This window comes from uncultured Clostridium sp. (assembly GCF_937920395.1).
GTDB lineage: Bacteria > Bacillota > Clostridia > Clostridiales > Clostridiaceae > Clostridium_AD.
The window spans coordinates 1-3,978 of the sequence record NZ_CALEVF010000008.1 but is presented as its reverse complement, the minus strand read 5'-3'; the positions used below and the strand labels follow the sequence as shown (position 1 = coordinate 3,978).

At 29.6% G+C, this 3,978-nt stretch carries 4 protein-coding genes; all 4 read left to right on the top strand.

The window, feature by feature from the left end:
• Window positions 1–495: fructose-6-phosphate aldolase (gene fsa, locus Q0649_RS00595; protein WP_298836196.1), on the top strand; the 495-nt coding region annotated here is incomplete at its 5' end.
• A gap of 236 nt (window positions 496–731) precedes the next feature.
• A complete protein-coding gene (locus Q0649_RS00590) occupies window positions 732–2,213 on the top strand; it encodes a 4Fe-4S dicluster domain-containing protein (RefSeq protein WP_298836194.1) in 1,482 nt (493 codons plus the stop codon).
• Window positions 2,214–2,378: 165 nt separating this feature from the next.
• Window positions 2,379–3,152 (top strand): EFR1 family ferrodoxin, encoded by a 774-nt coding sequence (locus Q0649_RS00585; RefSeq protein ID WP_298836192.1) that lies wholly within the window; start codon window positions 2,379–2,381, stop codon window positions 3,150–3,152.
• Window positions 3,153–3,375: 223 nt separating this feature from the next.
• Window positions 3,376–3,855, top strand: a complete 480-nt coding sequence (locus Q0649_RS00580) for a glutathione peroxidase (RefSeq protein WP_298836190.1) — start codon at window positions 3,376–3,378, stop codon at window positions 3,853–3,855.
• Window positions 3,856–3,978: the final 123 nt, after the last annotated feature.

Here is a 3,978-nt window from a genome sequence, read left to right as displayed (position 1 = left end):
GGACCTATAAGTGGAGAAGTTATTTCTTTAGATTCAAAAGGTATGATAAAAGAAGGAAGAGAAATATCTAAAATTCATAAGAATATGATTGTTAAAATTCCAATGACGCAGGAAGGTCTTAAGGCTGTTAAAGTTCTTGCAAAAGAAGGAATAAAAACAAATGTTACATTAATATTCTCTGCAGGACAAGCATTACTTGCAGCAAGAGCAGGAGCATCTTATGTAAGTCCTTTCATAGGAAGACTTGATGATATAAATGCTAATGCCATGGATTTAATAAGAACTATTGTTACAATATTTAAAGTACATGCGATAGATACTGAAATAATAGCAGCTAGCATAAGAAATCCAATGCATGTTACAGATGCAGCAGTTGCAGGCTGTAATATTGCGACCGTTCCACTTAAAATTATTAAACAAATGATAAAACATCCATTAACAGATGCTGGAATAGAAAAATTTGCTAAGGATTGGAAAGAAACTTTCGGTAAATAGTAATGAAAGCATTATAAAAGGGTAACGAATATGTTGCCTTTTTTGTTTTTTGTGAGTAGCTATAAATTTCACTTGATAATTTATTAACACTATGTTATTGTTTTAACATAGTTAAAGTTAAATATTGAGAGAAATACTAATGGTATTTTGATAAGAGGCGGTAAATATGTTTTACTCCTATTTGAGGACGACTAAATTTTATATCTATGATCAACATTCTAAAATTAGGAGAAGTGATGTATTTGAGATCGTTTGATAATGATATACAACTTATAAAATATGAGGTAATAAAAGAAGTAGTTAAACTTACAATTAAAGGGACTTTGCAAAAAGAAGGTAAAAATTTGTTTAAAGTTCTTGTTCCAGGACCTAAATCAAGAACTCGTTGTTGTGTTCATAAGGAAAGAGCCATTGTTGGCGAACGAATAAAACTTGTAATGGGCGGAAATAAAAAAAATAAAAACATTATAGAAGTGATAAATATAGCATGTGAAGAATGTCCAATTCAACGCTTTACAGTTACTGAAGCATGTAGAGGCTGCCTAACACACAAATGTATTCAAGCATGCCCAGTGGGTGCAATTCAATCTATTAATAGAAGATCTTATATTAATCCAGATAAGTGTATTGAATGTGGTAAATGTAAAAATGCTTGTCCATATAATGCAATATCTGATGTAATGAGGCCTTGTCGTAGAGCCTGTAATGCAGGTGCCTTAAGTTTCGATGAAGATAAGAAAGCGATAATTGATAATGAAAAATGTATACAATGTGGTGCTTGTGTTTATCAATGTCCATTTGGTGCCATTATGGATAAATCCTCAGTTGTAGATATTGCTAAATTATTAATAAAATCAAAAGAAAATGAAAAATTGCATGTTTATGCAGTTATTGCACCTGCAATTGCTAGTCAATTTACTTATGCGAAAATTGGACAGGTTGTTGCGGGTATAAAAGAGATGGGATTTTATGATGTGGTAGAAGTGGCTATAGGTGCTGATATGGTAGTGCAAAATGAAACAAAAGAATTTATAGAGACTATAGAGGAACTTAAAACTATGACAAGTTCTTGTTGTCCAGCTTTTGTTTCTTATATTAAAAAAAATTACCCTGAGCTTGCTAAACATGTTTCAAGCACAGTTTCACCGATGATAGCAATTAGTAAACTTATTAAAAAAACAGATCCATTAGCTAAAATTGTATTTATTGGACCATGTACATCTAAAAAGATGGAAATAAAACAAGATGATATAAAAGGGATTACTGATTATGTAATGACTTTTGAGGAACTTCAGGCAATGCTTGATGCTTATGAAATAAATCTTGAGACCTGCGAAGAACTTCCATTAAATAATGCTTCTTTTTATGGAAGAATATTTGCTAGATCGGGTGGACTTACAGAGGCTGTAAAACATTTAGTTGAAGAGGCAAATACACCAGTGGAATTAAAACCTATAAGTTGTGATGGACTTATTGAATGTGACAAAGCATTAAAACTATTAAAATTCAACAGATCAGTTGGTAATTTTATAGAAGGAATGGCTTGCAGCGGTGGATGTATTGGTGGAGCAGCGTCTCTTCGTCATGGGCCAAAAGACAAAAATGAAGTGAATAATTATGGGAAATTAGCATTAGATAAAGATGCTTATGATTTGATAAAAGTAATAAAAGCCCAGGAAGTTGATATGCATCGTGGTAAAAACTTTATGACTAAATAATATTTAAAATGTAACAGATATGGAACTTTTCTTTAAAGGAAAGGTTCCATATTTTTTTATAAAATCTTGACATTAACTATTATATACAATAGCATTGTATATAATAGAATGGTTATGAATAAAATTGTTTTAATGAAAATAATATTGTATATAGGAGAGTTTTTTATGAAATCGACAATTTATTGTTTTAGTGGTACGGGTAATTCTTTAAAGGTAGCTAAGGATGTGGCAGAAGGACTCAAAGATACAGAAATTATACAAATATGCGCAAAAAACATGAATATAAATAATACAACATCAAATAAAATTGGAATTATTTTTCCAGTATATGCTTCTGGAATGCCACTTTTAGTTAAAGAGTTTATTAAAGATATTAGACTTATGAAGGATGTTTATGTTTATACTGTTGTAACCTTTGGATCAGCAGCGGGTGCATCTATAAAACAATTAGAAGAGTTATTAACGGATAAGGGTATTAAACTTAGCGCTGCATTTAAAGTTAAAATGCCAGGAAATTATCAAGTGATTTACGCGCCTTATTCTGAAGAAAAACAGAAAAAGTGTTTTGATAATGAAAAAGAAAAAATTAGTGGGATTGTTAAAAGCATAAATAACAATGAAATAGTTGAATTTAGTGGAGTAAGCGAAAGTTTAATGAGGACAGTTGGTGGAATGGTTTATAGTAGTTTTAGTCCTTATGAAAAAGATAAAGAGTTTTGGACAGATAAAAATTGTAATGGTTGTAGTATATGTTCAAAGGTATGTCCTGCTAGTAATATAGAAATGAAAGATGGCAAACCAAAATGGCAACATAAATGTGAGCAATGTATGGCATGTATGCAGTGGTGTCCACAAAGATCCATTCAATATAAAAAAGCAACAATAAAAAGAGGACGTTATCATAATCCAGATATAGAAGTTAAGGAACTATTCTATTAACACATAATAAAAATAAAACTTGTAAGAATAAACGTGAGATCACTTAAATATAGAGCTCACGTTTATTTTTATGTAACAAAACAGCAAATTTAATATAATATAGATTGACAAGAAAAACAATTAAATATATAATAAAGTTGAGTTAAATTAAATTGAACAAAATCAATAAACGATATATTAACATACTAAAATAATAAATTAATTTTGAAGGGAAGTAATTAATATGAAATTTTATGATTTTTCAGCAAAAGAAATGGATGGACAAGATATTAAGATGGAGGAATATAAGGGTAAGGTTGTTTTAGTTGTAAACACTGCTAGTAAGTGTGGATTAACTCCTCAATTTGAAGGGCTTGAAAAATTATATAACGAATATAAAGAGCAAGGTTTTGAAATTTTAGGATTCCCTTGCAATCAATTTGCGAAACAAGATTCTGGTAGTAATGAAGAGATACAACAGTTTTGTTTATTAAATTATGGAGTTAGTTTTACAATGTTTGAAAAAATAAATGTAAATGGACAAAATGCACATCCATTATATAAATATTTAAAGAATGAAGAAAAAGGATTTTTAGGTAAGGAAATAAAATGGAATTTTACTAAGTTTTTGATAGATAAGGATGGTGAAGTAATTAAAAGATATGCACCAACAGTACTTCCATTAAATATAAAAACTGATATTGAAAACTTGTTAAAAAAATAAAATTATTTTATAAAAACGAATCTGTAATTTATTATAGATTCGTTTTTTTTTAGATAGTACCAATAGTTTGTAAGCGATGGAACACATACCGTTCCCCTAAAAAACAGCTCCACATTAGCATGT